The sequence below is a fragment of the Corallococcus sp. Z5C101001 genome (assembly GCF_007352635.1).
Lineage (GTDB): Bacteria > Myxococcota > Myxococcia > Myxococcales > Myxococcaceae > Corallococcus > Corallococcus silvisoli.
On record NZ_VKLU01000005.1, the window covers coordinates 25,473 to 48,151 of the forward strand.

General features: G+C 69.3%; 22 protein-coding genes, 2 tRNA genes and 1 pseudogene. 3 read left to right on the plus strand and 22 right to left on the minus strand.

All coding sequences use genetic code 11. The features are described 5' to 3' along the window. Window positions 1-7 precede the first annotated feature (7 nt). From FOF48_RS10575 to FOF48_RS10645, 16 genes and pseudogenes are all read right to left on the minus strand, one after another. Entirely contained in the window at window positions 8-1,660 is a 1,653-nt protein-coding gene (locus FOF48_RS10575; protein ID WP_143900566.1) for a cyclic peptide export ABC transporter, read from the minus strand. A 173-nt stretch (window positions 1,661-1,833) separates the two neighbouring features. Then, a tRNA-Pro gene (locus FOF48_RS10580) sits at window positions 1,834-1,910 on the minus strand. A 193-nt stretch (window positions 1,911-2,103) separates the two neighbouring features. Next, window positions 2,104-2,382 (minus strand): annotated as a pseudogene (locus FOF48_RS10585) (integration host factor subunit alpha); the annotation flags it as partial. A gap of 94 nt (window positions 2,383-2,476) precedes the next feature. Beyond that, a complete protein-coding gene (pheT, locus tag FOF48_RS10590) occupies window positions 2,477-4,891 on the minus strand; it encodes a phenylalanine--tRNA ligase subunit beta (protein ID WP_143900568.1) in 2,415 nt (804 codons plus the stop codon). A gap of 30 nt (window positions 4,892-4,921) precedes the next feature. Continuing rightward, window positions 4,922-5,971 (minus strand): phenylalanine--tRNA ligase subunit alpha, encoded by a 1,050-nt coding sequence (gene pheS, locus FOF48_RS10595; RefSeq protein WP_143900569.1) that lies wholly within the window; start codon window positions 5,969-5,971, stop codon window positions 4,922-4,924. Between the two features lie 124 nt (window positions 5,972-6,095). Beyond that, a complete protein-coding gene (rplT, locus tag FOF48_RS10600) occupies window positions 6,096-6,443 on the minus strand; it encodes a 50S ribosomal protein L20 (protein WP_143900571.1) in 348 nt (115 codons plus the stop codon). Window positions 6,444-6,537: 94 nt separating this feature from the next. Next, window positions 6,538-6,744, minus strand: a complete 207-nt coding sequence (rpmI, locus tag FOF48_RS10605; protein ID WP_014397248.1) for a 50S ribosomal protein L35 — start codon at window positions 6,742-6,744, stop codon at window positions 6,538-6,540. Between the two features lie 100 nt (window positions 6,745-6,844). After that, a complete protein-coding gene (infC, locus tag FOF48_RS10610; protein WP_143900573.1) occupies window positions 6,845-7,561 on the minus strand; it encodes a translation initiation factor IF-3 in 717 nt (238 codons plus the stop codon). Between the two features lie 101 nt (window positions 7,562-7,662). Further along, window positions 7,663-9,591 (minus strand): threonine--tRNA ligase, encoded by a 1,929-nt coding sequence (thrS, locus tag FOF48_RS10615; protein ID WP_143900575.1) that lies wholly within the window; start codon window positions 9,589-9,591, stop codon window positions 7,663-7,665. An 87-nt stretch (window positions 9,592-9,678) separates the two neighbouring features. Then, window positions 9,679-9,750: transfer RNA gene (locus FOF48_RS10620), tRNA-Val, on the minus strand. A gap of 79 nt (window positions 9,751-9,829) precedes the next feature. Next, window positions 9,830-10,516: a uracil-DNA glycosylase gene (locus FOF48_RS10625; RefSeq protein WP_143900577.1), complete on the minus strand. Its 687-nt coding sequence runs from the start codon at window positions 10,514-10,516 to the stop codon at window positions 9,830-9,832. Further along, on the minus strand, window positions 10,513-11,697 hold the full coding sequence (locus FOF48_RS10630; RefSeq protein ID WP_370456564.1) for an AI-2E family transporter: 1,185 nt from the start codon (window positions 11,695-11,697) through the stop codon (window positions 10,513-10,515). The genes FOF48_RS10625 and FOF48_RS10630 overlap by 4 nt, the downstream gene beginning before the upstream one ends. A gap of 254 nt (window positions 11,698-11,951) precedes the next feature. Then, window positions 11,952-12,326: a PEGA domain-containing protein gene (locus FOF48_RS10635; RefSeq protein ID WP_143900579.1), complete on the minus strand. Its 375-nt coding sequence runs from the start codon at window positions 12,324-12,326 to the stop codon at window positions 11,952-11,954. Next, window positions 12,326-12,472, minus strand: a complete 147-nt coding sequence (locus FOF48_RS36425; RefSeq protein ID WP_161664488.1) for a hypothetical protein — start codon at window positions 12,470-12,472, stop codon at window positions 12,326-12,328. The genes FOF48_RS10635 and FOF48_RS36425 overlap by 1 nt, the downstream gene beginning before the upstream one ends. Before the next feature lie 28 nt (window positions 12,473-12,500). Further along, window positions 12,501-13,307, minus strand: coding sequence for an LPP20 family lipoprotein (locus FOF48_RS10640; protein ID WP_143900580.1), 807 nt, complete (start codon window positions 13,305-13,307; stop codon window positions 12,501-12,503). Window positions 13,308-13,507: 200 nt separating this feature from the next. Beyond that, window positions 13,508-13,840 (minus strand): PilZ domain-containing protein, encoded by a 333-nt coding sequence (locus tag FOF48_RS10645; protein WP_120566093.1) that lies wholly within the window; start codon window positions 13,838-13,840, stop codon window positions 13,508-13,510. 249 nt (window positions 13,841-14,089) lie between these two features. Here FOF48_RS10645 and FOF48_RS10650 point away from each other — a divergent pair, with 249 nt between their 5' ends. Next, window positions 14,090-14,830 carry an FKBP-type peptidyl-prolyl cis-trans isomerase gene (locus FOF48_RS10650; RefSeq protein WP_143900582.1) on the plus strand — a complete coding sequence of 247 codons (741 nt, stop codon included), beginning with the start codon at window positions 14,090-14,092 and terminating at the stop codon, window positions 14,828-14,830. A 49-nt stretch (window positions 14,831-14,879) separates the two neighbouring features. Here FOF48_RS10650 and FOF48_RS10655 read toward each other — a convergent pair whose 3' ends face one another. From FOF48_RS10655 to FOF48_RS10680, 6 genes are all read right to left on the minus strand, one after another. Next, window positions 14,880-15,125, minus strand: a complete 246-nt coding sequence (locus FOF48_RS10655; RefSeq protein WP_143900584.1) for a hypothetical protein — start codon at window positions 15,123-15,125, stop codon at window positions 14,880-14,882. Beyond that, entirely contained in the window at window positions 15,122-15,766 is a 645-nt protein-coding gene (locus FOF48_RS10660; RefSeq protein WP_143900586.1) for a hypothetical protein, read from the minus strand. The genes FOF48_RS10655 and FOF48_RS10660 overlap by 4 nt, the downstream gene beginning before the upstream one ends. Before the next feature lie 41 nt (window positions 15,767-15,807). Next, the gene (locus tag FOF48_RS10665; protein ID WP_143900588.1) at window positions 15,808-17,925 is read right to left on the minus strand and encodes a hypothetical protein; all 2,118 of its coding nucleotides are present in this window, start codon (window positions 17,923-17,925) and stop codon (window positions 15,808-15,810) included. 97 nt (window positions 17,926-18,022) lie between these two features. Beyond that, a complete protein-coding gene (locus tag FOF48_RS10670) occupies window positions 18,023-18,226 on the minus strand; it encodes a cold-shock protein (protein ID WP_143900590.1) in 204 nt (67 codons plus the stop codon). 203 nt (window positions 18,227-18,429) lie between these two features. Then, a complete protein-coding gene (locus tag FOF48_RS10675; RefSeq protein ID WP_143900591.1) occupies window positions 18,430-18,633 on the minus strand; it encodes a cold-shock protein in 204 nt (67 codons plus the stop codon). Window positions 18,634-18,755: 122 nt separating this feature from the next. Beyond that, entirely contained in the window at window positions 18,756-20,621 is a 1,866-nt protein-coding gene (locus FOF48_RS10680; RefSeq protein ID WP_143900593.1) for a M2 family metallopeptidase, read from the minus strand. A gap of 214 nt (window positions 20,622-20,835) precedes the next feature. Between FOF48_RS10680 and FOF48_RS10685 the strand changes: the two genes are divergently transcribed. Then, on the plus strand, window positions 20,836-21,924 hold the full coding sequence (locus FOF48_RS10685; protein WP_143900595.1) for a hypothetical protein: 1,089 nt from the start codon (window positions 20,836-20,838) through the stop codon (window positions 21,922-21,924). A gap of 31 nt (window positions 21,925-21,955) precedes the next feature. Next, window positions 21,956-22,501: a DUF3105 domain-containing protein gene (locus FOF48_RS10690; protein WP_255442051.1), complete on the plus strand. Its 546-nt coding sequence runs from the start codon at window positions 21,956-21,958 to the stop codon at window positions 22,499-22,501. Window positions 22,502-22,679: the final 178 nt, after the last annotated feature.

Consider the following 22,679-nt stretch of genomic DNA (forward strand, 5'->3'; position numbering starts at 1 on the left):
CCGCCCGTCAGGAGGCGCGATCCGTCACGGCCGGCTCGGAGGGAGGGACCAGCTTCCCGGCGTCGAGCCTGAGGATGCGATCAGCGACGTGGAAGTACCGGTCGTCGTGAGAGACGACCACCACCGTCTTGCCCTTGCGCTTCAGCTCCGGAAGGAGCTCCGTGTAGAACACCGCCTTGAACGCGGGGTCCTGGTCCGCCGCCCACTCGTCGAAGAGATAGATGGGACGGTCTTCCAGGTAGGCGGTGAGCAGCGCGAGCCGCTTGCGCTGGCCCTGCGACAGCTCCGTGGTGGAGAGGACGCCGGCCTCGACACGGACCTTCCGCGACAACTGGAGCAATGACAGATAGCTCTCGACCCGCGGGGCGAGCCCTTCTCCGACGAGTCCGAGCAAGCGCTCGAACAGGTAGAAGTCCGAGAAGACAGCGGAGAACAGCTGCCGGTAGGACTCCTGCGACGGCTCCGTCACAGGCTCACCATCCACGAGGATCTGTCCGGCCTCCGGCTGATAAAGCCCTGTGAGCAGCTTGGCCAGGGTGGTCTTCCCGCTGCCATTGCCACCCACGAGGAAGATCAGCTCTCCGGGGTGCAGTCGCAGATGAATGGGGCCCACGATGAAGTGCCCGTCCGACTCCTCGCGGTAATAGGTGTGGGTGACGCCCACGAACTCGACCGACTGGAAGGACTGGCGGACCAGCGCGTGGGTTGCCGGAGCCTCCCGCCCACCCGTCGCGAAGGAGTCGAGCGTGAGGCCCAGCTGTTGGACCTTCGTCCACGAGACCTCGCCCCGGCTCAGGATGGGCAGCGTCTCCATGACGGACTGGAGGGGCTGCTGGAGGTAGAGCGACGCGATGCAGTACCCCACCAGCGCCGAGGACTGCACCCAGCCCAGGCCGGGCAGCACGAAGATGAGCGCGCCGAGGAAGACGAAGGACAGGAGCATCCCCATGCTACCGGTCGCGGCGAAGACGTTGCCGATCCGGATCTGCAGGGTGCGCACGAGCCAGGACGTGGACTCGACCTCTTCGGTGAGGAACGCCGCGCGCCGGTCCTGGTGCAGCTTGAGTTCCTTGATGCCCTCCGTGATGCCGCGGAGCTGCTTGTAGAGCGCCCCCTGGTGCTCTCGCGTGCGCTGGAGGTCCGCGATGGCGCTGCGGGACAGGAGCCGGTAGCCCACCACGCTCAGCGCGACGAGGGCCAGGAGGCCGACGAGCAGCTGCCACGACAGCCACGCCAGGTAGACGAAGCAGCCCAGCGCGATGGCGATGTTGGTGAGGAAGCGCGGCAGCACGCCCAACGCGGTGCTGATGACGAAGAGGTCCTCGGTGAGCACCGTCATCACGTTGGGGATCCCGTGCTCCTCCAGGCGCCGCAGCGGCGTGGCGACGACCTGACGGGACAGGCGCATGCGCATGTCGAAGAGCGCGTCCCCGTTGAGCCTGTTGACCAGGGCCTGCGTCCCGTAGCGCAGCAGCAGCGTCAGCACGCAGAGCGCGACGAAGCCCAGGGCCAGGTCACGGCTCACCACCATCTGGGCCGCCAGCGCGTGGTTGATCAACGCGATGAGGCCCGCGTTGCTAGCGCCCGAGAGAAGCCCGCAGAGCGTCACCAGGATGAGGGACGCGGGAGACGTCCGGAACAAGAGGGCGAGGAATTTCATGGGTGACAGGCCCGGCAATCCTCGAAAACAGGGCCCGCGCCGGAATCTGTGAACAACTCTACATGAGTTCCCCACGACCGCCGCACACAGCTCGATTCACGGTGTTTCGAGGCGCGGAAAAAACAAAGGCCCTGGAGTCACCGGCTCGCACCGGAAACTCCAGGGCCTCTATTTGGTCGGGGCGACAGGATTTGAACCTGCGACCACTTGCACCCCAAGCAAGTGCGCTACCAGGCTGCGCTACGCCCCGAAAACCGCCGTCGTGAAACGGTGCGCCCTTATGCCCCCACACCATTCCGAGGTCAAGCAGGAGGTGAAGGGCGACGGTGGAAAACCTACTCCTCGCCCTCTTCCATTCCCTCGTCGAAGTCCTCGCCCCGGGCCTCCGCCGCGTCCGCCGCCGCCTCTTCCTGCGCGTCGATCTCCGCGTGGTTCTCCGGAGGCGCTTCGCCGTTCAGGGCGCTCTTCAACACCTGGCTCGGACGGAAGGTCAGCACCCGGCGCGCGCTGATCTCGATCTCCTTGCCCGTCTGCGGGTTGCGCCCCACGCGCGCCTTCTTCTGGCGCACCTGGAAGTTTCCGAACCCGGAGATCTTGATCTTGTCCCCGCGCTCCAGCGTCTCCTTCACGGTGTCGAAGACGAGCTCGACGATCTCCGCCGACTCCTTCTTCGAGAAGCCGACCTTCTCGTAGACCCCCTCGATGATGTCCGCTTTCGTCATGCGAGTCCTCTGGCACCCGTGAATGGCCGGTGAACGCGGGGCATGGTGTCAGCCTTCCCCGAACCGTGTCAACGTCCTGGTTTCACTCAGGAATTCAGGCGCGCAGCGCCGCCCCCAGCCGCTGGTTCACCTCCGTGATGATGCGCTGGTGGGCCGCCGTGACCTCCGCGTCGGTGAGCGTCCGCTCGGCCGAGCGGTACCTCAGCGCGTACGCCAGGTTCTTCTTCCCCTCGGGGATGGGCTTGCCCGTGTACACGTCGAACACCAGCGCGTCCTCCACCAGCGGGGCGCCCACCTCCAGGATGACCCGGCGCACCTCCTCGTTGCGCAGCTCCAGCGGCACCACCACCGCCAGGTCGCGCAGCACCGCCGGGTACCTGGGCAGCGCCTGCGCCTGCGGCACCAGCCGCGCCGCCGCGTACAGGGGCTCCGTGTCCAGCTCGAACACGAACACGCCCTCCGGCAGCCCCAGCGCCTTCGTCACGCGCGGGTGCACCTCGCCCACGTGGCCCAATACCGTCCCGTCCTTCAGGGACACCTGCGCGCAGCCGCGCGGGTGGTACGCCGGAGCCTCGGCCGGGGTGAACGCCACGCCCTCCACGTGCAGCGCGTGCAGGAGCGCCTCCACCGCGCCCTTCGCGTCGTAGAAGTCCACGCGCGAGTCCTTCTGCGTCCAGCTCCGGCTCCCGCCGCGCAGGCCCCACACCAGCCCCGCCACGCGCGGCACCTCGTGCGCGGCCGGGCGCATCCCCTGCCCGCCCTGCGCGTCCCGGAAGTACGCCCGCCCCGTCTCGTAGAGGCCCACCGACTCCACCTGGTGGCGCACGCTGCGCGACAGGTTCTCCAAGAGCCCCGGCAACAGGCTGGTGCGCATCACCGACTGCTCGACGCTCAGCGGGTTCATCAGCGCGATGGGCGCGTCCTTCCCGCCCAGCACCTCCAGCGACTTCGGCGCCACGAACGAGTAGTTCACCACCTCGTCCAGCCCCGCGCCGCCCAGCGCCTGACGCAGCCGGCGCTCGGCCTCCATCGACAGGGGCTCCGGCGCCAGCGTGTCCAGGCCGCGCGGCAGGCGCGCCGGGATGTTGTCATAGCCGTACACACGGGCGACCTCCTCCATCAGGTCCTCCTCGCGCTCCACGTCCACGCGCGCCCGGGGCACCTCGAACGTCGTCTGCCCCGCGCCCTCCTCCACGGACTTGAAGCCCAGCGCCCCGAGGATGCGCCGGACCTCCGCCTCCGGCACCGCCACGCCCAGCACCTTCTCCACCCGCGCGTAGCGCAGCGTCGCCCGGCGAGGGGCCAGCGGCTCCGGCTGCACGTCCACCCGGCCCGGCGCCACCGTGCCACCCGACAGCTCCGCGATGAGCTGCGCGGCCCGGTCCAGCGCCGGCAGCACCGCGTCCAGGTCCGCGCCGCGCTCGAAGCGGTGCGACGCCTCCGTGTGCAGCGCGTAGCGCTTCGCGGACCGGCGCACGCCGGAGCCGTGGAAGTGCGCGGACTCGATGACGATGCGCTTCGTGCCCTGCGTCACCTCGCTGTCCCCGCCGCCCATCACGCCCGCCAGCGCCTGCGCCCGGTCGCGATCCGCGATGACCAGGTCGTCCGCGTCCAGCGTGCGCTCCTTGTCATCCAGCGTGCGCAGCTTCTCGCCCGGCTTCGCGGCGCGCACGACGATCTCCTGGCCCGCCACCTTCTCCAGGTCGAACGCGTGCAGCGGCTGGCCGTACTCCAGGAGCACGTAGTTGGTGACGTCCACCACGTTGTTGATGGCGCGCACGCCGCACGCCTTCAGCCGGTCCTGCATCCACTGCGGCGACGGCTGGACGGTGATGCCCTCCACCACGCGCGCCGCGTAGCGCGAGCACCGCTCCTTCGCGTCGATGCGCACCTTCACCAAGTCCGCCACCGGCTTGCCGGACTCCGCGGGCTTCGGCTGGGGCGGCTTCAGCGCGGCGCCCGTCACCACGCCCACCTCGCGCGCGATGCCCAGGTGGCTCAGCGCGTCCGGCCGGTTCGGCGTGACGTTCACCTCCAGCACGGAGTCATCCAGCCCCAGGGCCTCCGCCACCGGGATGCCCAGCTTCGTGTCCGCGGGCAGGATGAGCAGGCCGGATGAGTCCTCGGTGATGCCCAGCTCCTTCGCGGAGCAGAGCATGCCGAAGCTGTCCACGCCCCGGAGCGCGGCCTGCTTGATCTCCATGCCGTTGGGCAGCTTCGCGCCCACCGTGGCCAGCGGCACCTTGTCGCCGACCTTGAAGTTCTTCGCGCCGCACACCACCTGGAACAGCGCGGAGCCGCCGATGTCCACCTGCGTGACGGACAGCTTGTCCGCGTTGGGGTGCTGCACCGACTCGCGGATCTGCGCCACCACCACGCCGCGCAGGCCCTCGCCGGGGCGCTCCACCCCTTCGATCTCCAGCCCCGCCGCGGTCAGCTTGCGCGCCAGCACGTCCACCGACGGCGGCAGCGCCACGTAATCACCCAGCCACTTCACCGAAATCTTCACAGGTCCACCCTCTTGCCCATCCGGCTGGAATCAGAACTGCTCGAGGAAGCGCGCGTCGTTCTCGAACATCATCCGCAAGTCGTCGATGCCGTAGCGCAGCATGGCCAGGCGCTCCACGCCCATGCCGAACGCGTACCCCGTCACCTCCTTCGGGTCGTAGCCCGCGGCGGTGAAGACGTTCGGGTGCACCATGCCGCTGCCCAGCACCTCCAACCACCCCGTCTGCTTGCACACGCGGCAGCCCTTGCCGCCGCACGACGCGCAGGTGACGTCCACCTCCGCCGACGGCTCGGTGAAGGGGAAGAACGACGGACGGAAGCGCGTGCGCGTGTCCGAACCGAAGAAGGCCCGCACGAACGCGTCCAGCGTGCCCTTCAGCTCCGCGAAGCTCACGTCCTTGTCCACCAGCAGGCCCTCCACCTGGTGGAACATCGGCGTGTGCGTGATGTCCGAGTCACGCCGGTACACCCGGCCCGGCATCACCGCGCGGATGGGCGGCTTGCGCGACAGCATGTGCCGCACCTGCACCGGCGACGTGTGCGTGCGCAGGAGCGACGGGCTGTCCGCCTTCTTCGCGTGCCCCAGGGTGGGCTCGTCCACGTAGAACGTGTCCTGCATGTCCCGCGCGGGGTGATCCTTCGGCAGGTTCAGGGCCTCGAAGTTGAAGTAGTCGAGCTCGATCTCCGGCCCGACCGCCACCTCGAAGCCCAGCCGCGCGAACGTCCGGACGATGTCCTCCATCGTCCGCGACACCGGGTGCCGCCCGCCGGGCAGCACCGAGCGCCCGGGCAACGTCACGTCCAGCTTCGGGCCCTTCAGCTGGGCCTCCAGCGCCGCCTCCTCCGCGCGCTTCGTGGCGTCCGCCAGGAGCTGCTCCAGCTCCGCCTTGACGGTGTTGGCCACCTCGCCCAGCGCCCGCCGCTCGTCGGGGGGCAGCTTGCCCATGCCGCCCAGTACCGCGGACAGCTCCCCCTTCTTGCCCAGGTAGCGGATGCGCAGCGCCTCCACCTGCGAGGGCTCCGACACGCCCGCGATCTCCTGGCGCGCCGCGTCCGCCAACGCCTGCAACCGGTCTCGCATGGTCCTCTTCCCGCCTTCCATTCACGCCCCGGACGCCTCAAGCGCCGGGCAAAAAAAAGGGCCGCCCCCTGGTTGGAGGCAGCCCGTTTCATCTTCGGGGGCCGGCGTCACCGCCAGCCGTGTCTCAGGCTGCCTTCGCGATGTTGGCGACGGCGGCAAAGCCCGCGGGGTCCGCGATGGCCATGTCGGACAGGACCTTGCGGTCCAGGCCGATCTTCGCCTTCGCCAGGCCGGCGATCAGCTTCGAGTACGAGAGGCCCAGCGTGCGGGCCGCCGCGTTGATGCGGACGATCCACAGCGAGCGGAAGTTGCGCTTGCGCACCGCGCGGTCGCGGGTGGCGTAGTCCAGGGCGCGCTCGACGGCCTGGTTCGCACGGCGGTAGCAGTTCTTGCGACGGCCGCGGAAGCCCTTGGCGAGCTTGAGAATGCGATTACGACGACGACGAGCCTTGAATCCCTTTTTGACGCGCATGACACACTCCTGACTGCTGGAAGGTGGCCCCGGGGCGCAGGCATCACGCCGCTCCGCCAGGACTCACGGATTGGTTCAAACCCGAGGAAGGACTTCAGGCCCCGTAGGGGAACAGCTCCTTGATGACCTTCTTGGCGTCCATGTCGCGCAGGTGGCCCGTGCCACGGTTGCCGCGCTTCTGCTTGGGCGTCTTGGAGAAGGTGAACAGGTGCTTGCTGAACGCCTTGCCGAACTTCACCTGGCCGCTCTTCTTCACGTGGAAGCGCTTCTTCGCGGCGCTGCGGGTCTTCAACTTGGGCATGATCCCAAACCTTCCTTCTGCTTCCTGTCGGCCGGCAGTCTTCGTGACTGACGGCGGTCCGGGGCACACGGTTCCCGGACGCTTTGGGCGGAAGCCTCTATCACTCTTTCGATGCGATGGGGGTAGCGTTTCCTACAATCCCTGCAGAAACCACCGCCACCGGAACCTCCGGCGCCCCCTCCCCGGTTCCCCGGGACCCACCTCCCCGCCCGCCTTCCGCCGGCTTGACGTCCGCCGGCCTGCCTTCCTGCTTCTTGCCGGCACCGTCCGCCTGCTGACGGACCAGCTCCCGGGCGCGCTGGGCCACCTTCGCGTTGGGGGCCAGGATCATGAACATCTGGCGCCCTTCCATCCGGGGGTTCTGCTCCACTACCGCGACTTCCTTCAGGTCCTTGGTCACGTCCTCGAGGATCGCGCTCCCCAGCTCCTTGTGGGTGATTTCACGCCCCCGGAACATGATGGTGATCTTCGCCTTGTTCCCCTCTTCCAGGAACCGGCGGACGTTGCGGACCTTGAACTCATAGTCGTGCTCCTCCGTCTTGGGGCGGAGCTTCACCTCTTTCAGGTGGACCACGACCTGCTTCTTCTTCGTCTCCGAGGCCTTCTTCTTCTCCTCGTACTTGAACTTGCCGTAGTCCATGATCTTGCAGACCGGCGGCTTGGCCATGGGGCTGATCTCGACGAGGTCGAGACCGTCCGCCTGGGCGCGCGTCAGGGCTGCTTCGATGGACATGACCCCGAGCTGCTCGGCGTTCGGTCCGACGACTCGGACCTCGCGGGCTCGGATACGGCGATTGGTTCTCTGATCGCGAACGATGGGAGGACCCTCCGACGACTCGGGGACGGAGGGCGTGCCTCAATCCCCGGAAGTCGGGCAAGTAGTCCAGCCCAGACGGGGAGTCAAGTCCCCCTCCACCCTCAGGGCAGCGCGGCTTCCTTGGCGAGGAGCGCCTCGAAGTCGGCGGCCTTCATGGTCTTGAGGTCCTCGCCGCCGTAGCGGCGGGGGGCCACGGCGCCGGCCTCCACCTCGTTGTCGCCCACCACCAGGGTGAACGGGACCTTCTGCATCTGCGCTTCGCGGATCTTCGCGTTGAGCGTCATGCCGCGCTCGTCCAGCTCCACGCGGAAGCCCTTCGCGCGCAGGTCGTCCCGCACCTTGCGGGCGTATTCCAGCTGACGGTCCGCGACGGTGACGATGGTGGCCTGCACCGGGGCCAGCCACGCCGGGAACGCGCCCGCGAAGTGCTCGATGAGGATGGCGGTGAAGCGCTCGAAGGAGCCGAAGATGGCGCGGTGGAGGACCACCGGGCGGTGCTCGGCGTTGTCCTCGCCCACGTACGTGAGGTCGAAGCGCTGCGGGGCCAGGTAGTCCAGCTGCATGGTGCCCAGCTGCCACCGCCGGCCGATGCTGTCCGACACCGCGAAGTCGATCTTCGGGCCGTAGAAGGCGCCGTCGCCCGGGGCCAGCTCATAGGGGAGGCCCAGCGACTCCAGCGCCGCCTTGAGCCCGTCCTCCGCGCGGTCCCAGAGGGAGTCATCTCCCAGGCGCTGCTCGGGGCGCGTGGACAGCTTCACCGCGTAGGTGAGGCCCACCGCCTTGTAGACGCGATCCAACAGCTTCACGAAGCGCCGCACCTCGTCGGTGATCTGGCTCTCCATGCAGTAGATGTGCGCGTCGTCCTGGGCGAACTGGCGCACGCGGGTGAGCCCGCCCAGCGAGCCCGCGGCCTCGTTGCGGTGGAGCACGTCCTGGGTGTGCAGGCGCAGGGGCAGGTCGCGGTAGCTGTGCTTCTTGAAGCCGTAGAACAGGTGGTGCGACGGGCAGTTCATCGGCTTGAGGGAGAAGTCGTGCTCGCCGGACTCGCTGTCGAGCACCAGGAACATGTTCTCCTTGTACTTGCCCCAGTGGCCGCTCGTCTCCCAGAGGCCCTTGTTGAACATCAGGGGCGTCTTGATCTCCACGTAGCCATCACCGGCCGTGAGCCCGCGCATCCAGTCCGACAGCGTCTGGTAGAGCGCGGTGCCCTTGGGCGTCCAGAAGGCGGCGCCCGGCGAGTACGGGTGGAAGTGGAAGAGATCCAGCTCCTTGCCCAGCTTGCGGTGGTCGCGCTTCCTCGCCTCTTCGATGCGCGTGAGGTAGGCCTCCAGCGCCTTCTTGTCGAAGAAGGCCGTGCCATAGACGCGCTGGAGCATCGGGTTGCGGTGGTCGCCGCGCCAGTACGCGCCGCTGGAGGAGAGGATCTTGATGACGCCGATCTTCCCCGTGCTGGGCGCGTGGGGCCCCAGGCAGAAGTCCACCCAGTCGCCGTGGGTGTAGAGCGTGAGCGTCTTGGCGCCCTTGGCGGCGATGTCCTTGACGATCTCCACCTTGAACTTCTCGCCCTTCTCCTCGAAGAGCCGGATGGCGTCCTCCATGGAGATCTCGGTCCGCACGAAGGGCGCGTCCTGCTTGAGCTCGGCGTTGGCGGCCGCCTCGATCTTCTCCAGCTCCTCCGGCGTGAAGGGCTTCTCGCGGAAGAAGTCGTAGTAGAAGCCCTCCTCCGTCGAGGGACCGATGGTCACCTGCGTGCCGGGGAACAGGCGCTGCACGACGCTGGCCACCACGTGCGCGGCGTCGTGGCGGATGAGGTCCAGGCCTTCAGGGCTCTTGGACGTGAAGATCTGCAGCTTCGCGTCCTCGTCGAGCGTGCGCGTCAGGTCCACGTCCTGGCCGTTGACCCGGGCGAAGAGGGCCGCCTTCGCGAGCCCCACACCGATGCTGCCCTTCACGAAGTCCGCGATGGTCGTGCCCCGAACGGTCTGCTTCTGGCTGCCGTCGGGGAGCGTCACCGTGATGGATTCGGACATGGCGGAAAACCCCTGCGCTGGAAAAAACCACGGGCGGCAGGCTTTTGGAAAAGCCGGCCGCCCGCGAGATGGAACGCTTACTGATGATGGGTCGTAGTGGGATCGAACCACTGACCCCTACCGTGTCAAGGTAGTGCTCTACCGCTGAGCTAACGACCCGTCGTGCGGATGGGCGCGGGGAATAACAGCGGGCTCCCGCACCTGTCAAGGAAACACGAACGCGGGGGGCTTCTGTTCCCTACGTTCGTTCCTCCAACAGCACCCGGACGCGTTTCAACACCGCGTCGAACATCGCGGGGGTGAGCCTCCCCGTCTGGGTGTTCTGCTGGCTGACGTGGTAGCTGCCCACGAGCCACCGTCCGTCCGGTAGCCGGAACTCGGCGCCGTGGCCGAAGACAGGCCGGGGCGTGGGCAGCGGACCGCCCGTGCGAGCAGCCGACGCCAGCGCGGCGTTCCACCCGATGGCCCCCAAGGCGAGCAGCACCCGGCCGGGCAGCAGCGCCATCTCCCGGTCCAGGAACGGCGCGCACCGGGCCAGCTCCTCTGGCAGGGGCTTGTTGTCCGGCGGCGCGCACCGGGCCGAGGCGACGATGAAGGCGTCCGTCAGCGCCAGCCCGTCGTCCCGACTTTCACTGTGGGGCTGACTCGCGAAGCCCGCGCGGTGAAGGCCCGCGAAGAGGAAGTCGCCCGAGCGGTCGCCGGTGAACATCCGCCCCGTCCGGTTGGCGCCGTGCGCGGCGGGGGCCAGCCCCACGATGATCAGCCGGGCCTTCGGGTCGCCGAACCCCGGGACGGGCTTCCCCCAGTAGTCCCAGTCGCGGTAGGCGCGCCGCTTCACCCGGGCCACCTCCTCGCGCCACGCCACGAGCCGGGGGCAGGCCCGGCAGGCGATGATCTCCTGGTGCAGCTTCTCCAGCTTCGTCACGGCCCGCGCCCGCTCCCCTTGTAGAGCTCCGTGCGGCGGTAGCGCTGGAGGACGACGCTCAGGACGACCTTGAGGATGGCGCTGGCCGGGACCGCCAGGAGGATGCCCACGAAGCCGAACAGCTCACCGAACGCGAGCACGGCGATGATGACCGCCACGGGCGCCAGGCCCACCTTCTCCCCCACGACGCGCGGGGTGATGACGAAGCCTTCGGCCAGCTGACCGATGATGAAGGTCGCCGCCACCACCGCCAACTGCCACGGCCCCTGCCACGACAGGAGCACGCCCAACACCGCCAGCACCACGCCAATGCCCGTGCCCAGGTAGGGCACCATGTTGCCGAAGCCGGCGATGAGCCCGATGGCGATGGCCAGGTCGATGCGCGCCACGGACAGCCCCACCGCGTAGAGCACCGACAGGATGGCCCCCACGGTGAGCTGGCCCTGCACGAAGGCGGACAGCACCTCGTCCACCTCCCGGAAGCGCTGGCTCACCAGCGCCACCGAGCGGCGCGGCAGCAGGTCCTGGATGCTCCCCATCAAGCGCGGGTAGTCCTGGAGGAAGAAGAACGCCAGCACCGGCACCACCGACAGGCCCAGCAGCGTGGCCGCGAAGCGCGCGGTGTTGCCGGCGAAGCTCGCGACGAGCCGCGCCGCGGTGGGGCCCGCGCTCTGGATCAGCTCCGACGCCTTCTCCCCCAGCTCCGCGGTGCGCTGGCTCACCAGGTCCGGCAACGACACGCCCAGGAGCGACTCCACCTGCGGCACCACCTGGGTGCTGGCCCGCTGGAAGAAGCCGGGCAGCTTCGCCGCCTCGTCACGGAACACCGGCACCAGGTACAGCCCCGCGCCCACCAGCAGGAGCGTGCCCGCGAAGAAGAGCACGGACGTGCCCCACGTGCGGTCCAGGCCGCGCTTCTCCAGGAGCGTGACCAGCGGGTTGAACGCGTACGCGCCCGTCAGCGCCAGCAGCACTGGCACCGCCACCCCGCCGGACACCGACAGGAGCGCGAACACCAGCGCCAACGAGCCCACCATCGCCCCGGACCACACGAAGTCGACCCGACGAGCCTCCGCCTCGTCCAACGCCGCGGGGTCTCCGGCCGGAGGCACGGGCTCCGGGTGCACGACATGCAACACCGGGGAGACCTCCGGGGACGCGGCGGACTGGGGGACCTTCACCGCGCGCTCACTGCCTTTCTTGCGACGTCCGATGACCGCCTCCTGTCCCCGCCCATCCTACGGCGTCTTGGGCTCCTGATTGCGGCTCACGAATGGGCCAAAGTCGTCGCCCGCCACCTCGCGGTCCAAGGCACCAGCCTTGACACGGCCCGGTTGCGTATCGCTCACCGCCCGCCGTTGGAGGGACGGAGGAACGTCTGCGTCCACTCCCCCAGCGTCACCTCGCGCGGACCGGGAACGCCTCGACCCTCACTTCACGGAGCGCCGCCGCCCTCGGGCGCCAGGGGCCGCAGCTTCACGTTGAGCGTCACCCGCGCCCCGCTGGGCGAGTAGTAGGTCGTGTACGGATAGAAGCCGCGCTTCTTCACCTCGACCTGGTGGAAGCCCGCGTCATGCAGCCGCAGGCTCCGGGACACCCCGGAGAAGTCGCTGCACTTGCCCTGCTCCACGCCGTCCAGCAGCACGTCCGCATCCGAGGGTTCGCACCGGAGCACCAGGTCCCCGCTCTTGCCCTCGGCGGAGGCCATCAGCTCGCGCGCACGGACCACCGTCGCCGGCTGTTCCTGCTTCGCCGCGCAGCCGCCCACAAGCACCGCGAGCGTCAACACTGCCGCCCACCCGACTCGCATCACGGCGCCACGTTCAGCTCGACCGTGACTTCCATCACACCGGCCGGTCGCGCCGGAGCGCCAGCGGCGGTCGTCTGGGGCTTGGAGGCGGCGGCCAGCGCGTCGGTCGCGAGGAGCAGGCAGGGCGCGAAACGTTTCAGGGACATCGTCGTTCCTCGGGCACTCGCGGCGGCGCTACTGCGTGACGATGACGACCCGGCCCTCGGCCAGGAAGCGCGTGTTCGCCTCGGTGAGCGCGCGGGCCCCTTCCGCGTTCAGGACCAAGTCGGAGCCCTGGAGTTGCGCGGCCTTCACCACCAGCGGCTTGTCGCCCACGCGCGCGGCCTTGCGAGCGGCCTCCAGGTTCTCGAACCAGGCCGCCACGCCCGTCGTGCCACGCGCCTCGTCCGTGAGCACCGTCGCGCCGTAGAGCGCCTTGCCCGCCGCATCCACCAGCCTGGGCGAGAGCACCGGCTTCACGCCCAATCCGCGCGCGTCCACCACGAGGCCGGTGTACTTCGCCGCGCCCTCCGCGTTGAGCACGATGGCCACGTCCTGCGCGGGCGTCAGCGCCGCGGTGAGCGCCGCGAGCGGCACCTCCACGTCCAGCTCCACGCCGCTGTCGGAGAAGTAGCGCCGGGCCACGACCTTGTAGCCGCGGATGGCGCCTTCCACGCGGGCCTTCACCTCGTCGCGGGACCACTCATCGCCCACGGTGCGGCCCGCGCTCACCTGGATGACCTTGGCCTGCTCCAGGAGGTTGCGGAACGCGTCCAGCTTCGCGGCGCGCTCGGCGCCCAGGCGCGCCTGGGCCGGGTTGGCGGCCTTGAGGTCCGGCGCCCCGGAGCCCGTGGCGCGCAGGATCTGCCCCTCCCAGTTGATGCCCGGCGAGCCAGCGCCACGCACGGCCTCGACGGCGGGTGCGGCGCTCTTCGCGTCCTTGCCCTGGCCCAGCGCCGTCAGCGGCACGACCAGCAACAAACCCCACAGCGAACGCCTCACGGAGCACTCCTCCCGCTGTCGCCGCGACACGTCGGCGAGCGCACAGGAAACCACTCCGGTCATTCAAGGGGGCCACTCCGCGCGAAGTCAAGGCGACCCGAAGGACGGACGGATCCACCTGACGTCCTCCGCGCGCATTCCGTGAACCGCCGGTGGCACCGCGCGGTCGCGGTGGCACACCCGGAGGATCACCTCGCGTGTCAGTTGCCTTCGGTGTGACGGTCCACGTACGCGTCGATCATCTTGCGGTGCCGCTCGGTGAGCAGCGTGAAGCGCACACCTGACTGCTCCTTGCGCCCCAACTCCTTCCACTCGCGTACGACTTCACCCTCGGCGTAGATGATCTCCTCGGAGCCGGGGAGCTGGAACTGGAGGCCCACGCGGCGCGCGTCGTGCTGGGGCTCGATGAGGCGCGACAGGCTGACGCCCTCCTGGCTGATGTCCGCCGCGCGGGTCATGTACGGCACGCCGCCCATGTACTTGTTGAGGTAGATGTCCAGGGGCGCCCGATTGGCCTTCCGCTTCTCGCTCATTGGCTCATGACCTCCGGCTGGTGCAACAGGCCGCTGCGTGGGTGAAGCGACCTGAAGGCACAGTACGGTCAGACGTCATGCGCGCAAGAAAACGGCGCCCTGCTCCCTCGGAAGACCGGCCTGGAGGCGCCGTCTTTTTTCGCTCGCTGGATTCTTCGCGTTGGCTTGTGCGTACGACCTGCCCGGAAGGATGACCGGCGGCGCATGCTCGGCCCTATAGTCCCCTCCATTCTCGTGAAAGGCGGAAGCATGCGGATGCAGTGGAAGGCGGCCCTGGTGCTGATGCTTGGCGCTCCGGGACTCGCGCTGGCGCAGTCCTCGACCAAGACCTCGAAGCCGGCCGCCGCGCCGGAGGCCCCCGCGCAGGCGGCCTCCCAGGCGCCGCCGGACCTCCAGACGGATGATCAGAAGGCCATCTATTCGCTCGGCGTGACGCTGGGCCAGAGCGTGACGGCGCTCGCGCTGACGCCCGCGGAGGTGCAGCTGCTCCAGCACGGCCTCCAGGACGCGCTCGCCGGCACGTCCCCCGCCGTGGATCCAAAGGAGTACACGCCGAAGATCCAGGCGCTCGCGAAGGCACGCCAGGCCCAGGTCAACGTCGCCACGCTGGACCGAGCCTCCAAGGAGCCTGGGGCCACCCGGCTGCCCTCCGGCGTCATCTACCGGGAGCTCAAGGCCGGCACCGGCAAGGTGCCCCGCGCCATCGACACCGTGAAGGTGCACTACCGGGGCACCCTGGTGGACGGCTCGGAGTTCGACAGCTCCTACGCGCGCGGCATGGCGGCGGAGTTCCCGCTCAACGGCGTCATCCCCTGCTGGACCCAGGGCGTGCAGAAGATGAAGGTCGGCGGCAAGGCGAAGCTCACCTGCCCCGCGAGCACCGCGTACGGGGAGCGTCCGCCCACCGGCTCGCGCATCCCGCCCAATGCCGTGCTCCAGTTCGACGTGGAGCTGGTGGACATCCCCGGCAACACCGCCGTCACCCCGTAGCGCGTCCCCCGCGACGGGGGCCCGTGCGAAACGGGCCCCCGCGCAGGCATCAGCGCACCGGCGAGCGCACCGACCGGCCACCGAAGGGCGGATCCGCCATGATGGCCTGGGCCATCCGGTCCGCGAAGGTGCGCCCCTCCCGCTCAAAGGCCGCCGTCTCCTCCTCGTTCAGGAGCACGCGAACCTCGAACTGGACGATGCCGCCCACCAGGACCTCGATGGACAGCGCTCCGCCCCGCCCGCGCAGCACGCGGTACAGGAGCGGACTCTGGAGCAGCACCTCCTCGTCGCTCACGGAATCTCCGCCACCTGCGCGTCGGCCACCGGCGCGTTGATGACCATCACCTCCGGCACGCCGCCAGACGTGTAGCCGCCGAACTTGAAGCAGTCCTTGTCCTCCGGCGTGGTGCACTTCCACACGCCCGGATCCGCGTCCACCGGCAGCCGCGTGCAGACCTTCCGCGCCCCCAGGTCCAGCGTCATCATCCGCAGCGGGCCCTCGAAGTTCTTCGCGGGCAGGCCCAGCGCCTGCCCCAGCACCGCCGGGTCATGCTTGCCGTCCGCCGTCTTCGCCTTCTCCACCGCGCCGTGGATGGTCGCCGACGGCGCCGCGAACAGGTAGCAGCCCGCGTCGTTGCAGCGGCCGAAGTTCTTCGCGGCCGCCTGCACCACGAACTTCTGGTACGCGCTGTCCGTCATCAGCCACGACACCTTGCGGTCCGGGAAGTTCTTGTCCACGTGCTGATCGATGCCGTAGGGGCTGGCCAGCGTGTCCGCCTCCTTGGAGATGCTCTTCTGCGCATCGTCACAGTTGTCCACCAGCGACGCGGCCGCGGGCTCCGACGGCTCGGACGGCTTCGAGCCCCCCTTCATCGAGGCACAGCCCACCACGGTCGACAGGGAACCCAGCAACAGCGCTCGGGAAATGAAATTCACGGTCACTCCTCCAGAGATGTGAAAATTGGAAGGCCCGGATATCACAGCGAGGCTGCGGTGGCGCGCAACAAAGCGTCCGCGCTGACGGGGGCGCCGGTGGCGTGGCGCATCCATTCATCTGGGGTGACGGAGCCGAAGATGGCCATGCGCTCGAACTCCGCGCCCAGCGGGCCGTGCTGCTTCAGGTGCTCTTCAATCTGGAAGGCGATGAGGTGCCCGAGCGGGTAGTCCGGCAGGTACAGCGGATAGCTGATCATGTGGCTGTAGATGCCCAGCAGCGGGCTGTCCTTCCCTCCCAGCACGGGCGCGTAGTACCGGTTCCAGATGTCGCGCGACAGGCCCGCCACGGCCTCGCGAAGCTGCGCGGGCGTGGCGTCCGGGTGGTCGTACATCCAGTGCCACGTGGCCATGTCCACCAGCGCCACGCCGGCGATCTCCCAGGCCTGCCAGAAGTCGTTGAGCACGCGCTCGCGTTCGCTCTGGGCATCCGGCTTCCCCAGGCCCAGCAGCTCCAGGTCGCGCGCCTGGAAGACGAAGGCCAGCGCCTCCGTGAAGGCGTTGTTGGGGACGCCGGACAGGAGCGTGTGGTCCACCTCGTACAGGCTGAAGACCTGCTCCACGTTGTGCCCCAGCTCGTGCACCGCGATGTTGTAGCCCTTGTAGTCCATGCCCCCCTTCTCCACGCGCGTGCGCAGGCGGGGGAAGTCGCCCCGGCGCAGCGCCGGCTGGGCGTGGCCGGCGCCGCGCGAGGCGTCCACGCGGATGCGCGACGTGAGCATGTCGGCCTTCTCTCGCGTGAAGCCCAGCCCCTGGAGGATGCGGGGGATGTCGCGCGCGAAGGCGTCCGCCGTGGGGTAGCGCTTGCGCGTGAGCGCGTCCAGCTGCGCCTCCGGCACCTTCGAGCCCGGACGGAAGCCGGGGTACCACAGGTCCTGCGGCTCCAGCGGACGGCCCAGGCGCGACTCGATGAGCTTCGCCACGCGCGGCACCAGCGGAGACTCGAGCAGCTGCGTGAGCAACGCGCGCACTCGCGCCTCCGGCAGGCCCCGGTCCAGGTCGAAGCTGCGCGCGATGCGCGTGGGGGCCACCGGCGAATAGGGATCCGCCCGCCGCGACGCCTGGAAGGTCGCGAGCAGCCGCGCGTAGCGCGTGTCCGGCTCCGGCGCGGGGTCCGCCTTCGCGGGGCGCTCGGGTGCGTTCGGCTCCACCGACGCCGCCGGGGCCACCGTCACCTGGTTGGTGAACGGATCCCAGTCCACGCGCGGGTTGTCGATGACCGTCGCGGGGATGGACTGGGTGACGATGCGCTCCATCACCTGGACGATCATCCGCTGCTTCGCCAGCCCCTGGGGATCCGTGTAGTCCGCCTTCAGCTCGTCGCGCAGGTTCCAGTGGCTGATGAGCCGCAGGCCCTGGGGGAACAGGCGCTGGCCCTTCGCGTCCACCAGGTGGTGCATCCAGACGTTGTATTCAGCGATGTAGAGGTTCGCGTCCGCGATGGCCTGCGACACCTTCTGCTCCACCGCCGCGGGCACGCGCCGGTTGAAGCGCGACGCGAGCTTCGCCTCCGCCCACTGCCGCCGCGTCCAGGCCGGACCGTCCTTCGTGCGCTCCTCCAGCGTGGTGAGCGGGAAGTTGAGCAGCACGACGAAGCCCGGCTTCGCCTGGAACAGGTCCGACGTGACGTTGGAGGAAGGGTCATACGCCGCGAGCAGCGGCTCCACCGGCAGCAGCGGCCCCAGGTCCAGGTCCGTGAACCACTGGAGCTCCCGGCCCAGCTCGTTCATGTGGCCGTCGAACTGCTCGAAGAGCCCTTCCAGGCGCTTGAACGTCGCGTCCAGCCGCGGGCCCTCCGGCAGGAACTGCTCTCGCGCGAAGGCCGCCAGGTCCCCGTCCTCCGCGCGCCACAGCGTGGCCACCTGCTCCACGCCGCGCTCGATGCGGGCCCGCTGGGCCTCACCGTGCTTCGCGACCAGCTCCGCCTCGAGGGAGGCCAGGGCCTCCTTCGACACGGGCGCGGATGACGCGGGCGCGGACGCAGCGCCTTGCGCGCGAGCGACGGACGCGGCGGGCGACGTGGGAGTGGACGGCGTGGCGCAGCCGAGGGCGGCCACGAGCGGCAGCAAGCGCAGGCGGGGGAAGCGGGTCGGCACGGACATGCGGGCTCCAGAACGGACAGAAGGCCCGACCCTGAAACGGATCGGACCCTCTGGGTGAATCAGGAAGTCGTCAGGATGACGACGGGCTCAGCGGGCTTCAGATGGGGCGAACGTTCTGCGCCTGCAGGCCCTTGGCGCCCTTGGCGACGTCGAACTCCACCTTCTGGCCCTCCTGGAGGCTGCGGAAGCCGTCCGCCTGGATGGCGGTGTGGTGGCAGAAGAGGTCCTCGCCGCCGCCGTCCTGCATGATGAAGCCGAAGCCCTTCGCATCGTTGAACCACTTCACGGTACCGGTCGCCATTGCCTTGTTCTTCTTTCATCGCGGACAGGGAAAGTCGCCATCCGGTCCCACAGAGTTCAACCCTACAAGACGGGGCGCACACTAGGCGGCCCGCTCCACGGAAGTCCACCACCCCTCCGGAAATAGGTCCGAAAGCCTGAAAGACAGAAGGCCCGACCCGGGGGGATCGGACCTTCTCGGGGTGCATCACGACGTCGTCAGGCTCAGGCCGCGCGAACGTTCTGCGCCTGCAGGCCCTTGGGGCCCTTGGCGACTTCGAACTCCACCTTCTGGCCCTCGGCCAGGGTGCGGAAGCCGTCCATGTTGATGGCGGTGTGGTGGCAGAACACGTCCTCGCCGCCGCCATCCTGGGTGATGAAGCCGAAGCCCTTCGCGTCGTTGAACCACTTCACGGTACCAGTCGCCATTGCCGTTCTTCTTTCATCGCGGACAGGAAGAGTCGCCGTCCGGTCCTACAGAGTTCAACCCTACAAGACGGGCGCGAGCCTAAGCGCCCGTCCCAGGCGAAGTCCACTTCCCGTTCAGGGCCTCACCACCCGCACTTCTGGCCCTTGTTCTGCTCCTGGAGCCAGCGGCGCAGCGGCGCGAAGTACTCCAGCATCGGCGTGGCATCCATCTGGCGGGTGCCCGTCATCGCGGCCAGCGCGTCCGGCCAGGGCTTGCTCGCGCCCAGCTCCAGCATCGCCTGGAGCCGCTGACCCGCGGCCTTGTTGCCGTAGATGGAGCACTCGTTGAGGGGGCCCTGGATGCCGGCCGCCTCGCACAGCGCCTTGTGGAACTGGAACTGGAGGATCCGCGCGAGGAAGTAGCGCGTGTAGGGCACGTTGGCGGGCACGTGGTACTTGGCGCCCGCATCGAAGTCCTGCTCCGTGCGGGCCACCGGCGCGGACACGCCCTGGTACTTCGTGCGCATCGCCCACCAGCTCTTGTTGTAGTCCGCCGGCTTCACCTTGCCGCTGAACACGTCCCAGCGCCACTGGTCCACCAGCAGGCCGAAGGGCAGGAAGGCCACCTTCTCCAGCGCGTCCTTGAGCTGGAGGTTGATGACGTTCTTGTCGTTCTTCTCCACCGCGCTCAGCAGGCCCGCCTGCTGGAGGTAGGCCGGGGTGATGGAGAGCGTGAGCGCGTCGCCAATGGCCTCGTGGAAGCCGTCGTTGGCGCCGGCCTGAAAGAGGACGGGGAGCTTGTAGTAGTACGTGTAGTAGTAGTCGTGGCCCAGCTCGTGGTGGATGGTGACCAGGTCCTCCTCGGTGGGCTTGATGCACATCTTGATGCGCAGGTCGTTGTCGTACGTCACGTCCCACGCGGAGGCGTGGCAGACGACGTCGCGGTCGCGCGGCTTGGTGAACTGCGAGCGCTCCCAGAAGGTCTGCGGCAGCGGCTTGAGGCCCAGCGAGGTGAAGAACTTCTCCCCCAGCTTCACCATCTTCTCCGCGTCATAGCCCTGCTTCACCAGCGCGGAGCCCACGTCCAGGCTGGCCTGACCGGGGAACGGCTCCACCAGCGGGTAGATGTTGTTCCACTCCTGCGCCCACATGTTGCCCAGCAGGTGCGCGGGGATGGGCTTGCCCGCGGGCACCTTCGCCTCGCCGTACTGCTTCGCGAGCCGGCCACGCACGTAGCAGTGCAGCTCGTCGTACATGGGCTTGACCTGGCCCCAGAGGCGCTGCGCCTCCTGCTCGAACTCCGCGGGCGTCATGTCGTAGGACGACCGCCACAGCGTGCCCAGGTCGCTGAAGCCGATGTCCTTCGCGCCCGCGTTGGAGAGGTCCACCAGCTGCGTGTAGAGCGGGCGCATGGGGCGGCTGATGGCGTGCCAGCCCTGCCAGGCCTCCAGCAGCTCATCCGCGTCGCGGCTCTCCGCCATCACGTCGGACAGCTCCTCCAGGTCGCGGCACTTCCCCTTGCCGTCCTTGCCGCAGTACTTGCCCTTGCCGTACAGGCCCTCCAGCTTCGCGGCGGTGGCGGCCAGCTCCGCGCGCTGGGCGGGGTTCGCCGGGGCGGGCAGCGTCTGGGACACGCGCAAGAGGTGCAGCATCCGCGCGGTGTCCGCGTCCAGCTTCAGCCCGTCGAAGCGGCGCGAATCCTTGATGGCGTTGTTGACGTAGGCCATCACCTCTTCGTTGACGGAGGCCGCGTTGCGCTCCGTGTCGTCGGTGATGTACGTGCTCTTGATCCACTCGGCGGTGGCCTGCCGGGTCCAGAGCTGCTTCAGGTCCGCGTTGAGCTTCTCGGCGAACTGCTTCGCCTCCGCGGGCGTGGCCTTCGCGGACTTGGCCGGCGGGGCCTTCGCCGCGGGAGCGGGCGTCGTCTGCGCGACCGCGGCGGGGGCCGCGAGCGACAGGGCGGCCAGGGCCGCGCGCAACAGGGACTGCGAGGTGGGGGAGCGGGTCATGGGCGCGGACACTATGGGAAGTGCCCTGCCCTCGCACCCGCGAAGTCATGGCGCCCGCGCGCCCTCGGCCCAGCGGGGATGACGCATCCGTGCATCCCGACGCAGTGCGAAAACCGCGCGCCGCCCACGTCCGCGCGCCGTGGCCGTCCGGGGAGCGGCCAGCCGCGACGGGCGAACCCTGCCGAGCTGATACAGGCAGTGACAGTTTTGCTTCATGTTGCTCGGACACACCCGGGATGCGCGGTGGCCCGCTCCCGCGGCGGCGCTGGAGCAGGCGCGCGAGTTCCTGGTGGCGTGCCGGGACCGGCACGTGCTCGTGGCCCCGCGTACGGACGTGGATGGGCTCACGTCCGGCGTGCTGATGCTGCGAGCGCTCCAGTCACTGGGAGCCCGTCCGACCGCGCGCCTGCCGGGCAAGGGGGAGGACATCCACCATCCGGCCTTCCTCGAGCGGCTGGCGGCCTCCTCGGTGGAGGCACTGGTCGTGCTGGCCATGGGCACCCGCGCCGACCCCTTGCTGCCCGGAGTGCCCACGCTCATCGTCGGCCCTCCCGCATCGGACGACGCCCCACCCGGCGCGCGAGTGCTCACCGCGCACGGCCACGAGCCCGTGGCGAGCACGAGCTTGCTGACGTACGTGTTGACGTCGTCGTTCGTCGTGCCCGGTCCGCTCGAGTGGCTGGCGGTGTTGGGGACGGTGGCGGCCCTGGGCGCGGACGCGCCGATGCCATTCCTCAAGGACGCGCTGCGACGCGCGAAGCGCACGGCCATCACGGAGTCGGTGGCCCTGCTCAACGCGGCCCGCCGTTCGAGCCGGTTCGCGGCCCCGCTGGCGATGCAGGTGTTGCTGCGCGCGGGCGGCGCCGCGGACATCGCGGAGGGGCGCGTGCCCGGCGTGGACGCGCTGCGCGACTGCCGCCTGGAGGTGCAACGCGAAGTGGCCCGGTGCGCGAGGACGCCACCGCGCTTCGCGGGCCACCAGGCGCTCCTGCTGTTCAGCTCCGAGGCGCGCGTGCACTCGCTGGTGGCGATGCGCTGGGTGCAGCGGCTGCCAGAGCACACCCTCATCGCCGCCAACACCGGCTATCTGCCGGGCAGGGTGGAGTTCGTGATCAGAGGCCGCGCGCAGGTGGAGCTGCCCGAGCCGCTCCGGGGCCTCGTCCCGGCAGCTCCGGGTGATGCGTTCGCGCGGGCCATACGAGGCAGCCTGCCGCCCGGCGAGTTCCTGCGCCTGATGGACGCGCTGGGCTTCCGGGGGCTGAGCAGCCGGGACGTCGAGCGGCGCGGCGTGGCGCCCGGGTGACGCGGAGGCCCGTTGCGATATGACGGGGCGGATGCTCCGCGCCCTCCCCGCCCTCCTCTTCTTCTCGCTGTGCCTCGCCTGCGGTCCAACGAACGACGACCCGCCCACGCCCGGCGGCGAGGGCTGCGAGCGCTTCTCCTTCCCGCTGTCCGACTCCAGCGCGGCCAACCACGTGAGTTCATGCAGCAGCACGGGGTGCGGCAACGGGGAGAACCCGCCCAACTCCGGCATGCACTGCCCCACGTGGCTGTCGTGCCGCAGCTTCGACACGGAGCAGCCGCGCTGCTCGTGGATCCACAACCTGGAGCACGGGCACGCGGTGTTCCTCTACAACTGCCCGGATGGCTGCCCTGACGACGTCGCGAAGCTGGAGGCCGCGCAGGCCCGGGCGGCCGTGGGCAGCAACGGCGTGCGCCGAGCGCTCGTCACCCCGGACTCGCAGCTCCCCAAGCGCTTCGCCGCGCTCCTCTGGCGCCGCACGTACCTGATGGACTCCGTGGATCCGGAGGCCCTCACGTGCCTGCTCGCGCTCCAGGACGTGGACGCCAACGAACCCGGCTTGAGCTGCCCTCCATGAAACAGCTGTGACAACTGGATAAAAGGCAGACACGTCGAAATCCTCCCTGCCAGGACGGTGGGGAGGCAGCCGACCTTGCGCGCGCTGCGTTAAAGTCTCTTTAATCCGAGACACGCGCCGCCCTCGTTGCATCCGCTTCCGTGTCCTGCGCGGCGGCACTGACTCCCCCCTCATCGTC